Raw genomic sequence first — 518 nt, 5'->3', positions numbered from 1 at the left:
CCGATAAAATCGCCCCCGACATCGCCGCGCGCCTTGTTCAGTTCCGCCAGCAGCACCCCGACTGGGGGCCAAAAAAAATCCGCCACTGGTTCCTCAGCAACGGCGCTGACTTCATCGTGCCCGCCGCCAGCACCATCGGCGACCTGCTGAAGGCGGCGGGAATGGTGCAGCCGCGGACGCCGCGTAAGCGAACGCCGGGCAACCTGCGCAGTCTCACGACGCCCGTGAGGAATAACCACGTCTGGAGCGCTGATTTTAAAGGGCGCTTCCGCCTGAAAGACGGCAGCTGGTGCCGCCCCTTCACGCTCACCGATAACCACAGCCGCTACCTGCTGTCCTGCGAGCCGGGCACGTCGGAGACCACGGTGTTAGTGCGCGGCTGCATGGAAAAGGCCTTCCTGGAAGGCGGGCTGCCCGACGTTATCCGCACCGACAACGGCTCGCCCTTCGTTGCGCCGGGCATCCTCGCGCTGACGCAGCTGAGCGTGTGGCTGATAAAGCTGGGGATACAGCCGGAA

1 protein-coding gene is annotated in these 518 nt (G+C 64.9%); it reads left to right on the top strand.

Annotated features, from left to right (window positions below; genetic code table 11):
* On the top strand, nt 1-518 hold a 518-nt coding region (locus F3J36_RS24040), incomplete at both ends, for a DDE-type integrase/transposase/recombinase (protein ID WP_166720781.1).

The organism is Pantoea sp. Cy-640 (assembly GCF_011752635.1).
Taxonomy (GTDB): domain Bacteria; phylum Pseudomonadota; class Gammaproteobacteria; order Enterobacterales; family Enterobacteriaceae; genus Pantoea; species Pantoea dispersa.
The sequence above is the reverse complement of the archived record's forward strand: the minus strand, read 5'-3'. Positions and strand labels throughout refer to the sequence as shown.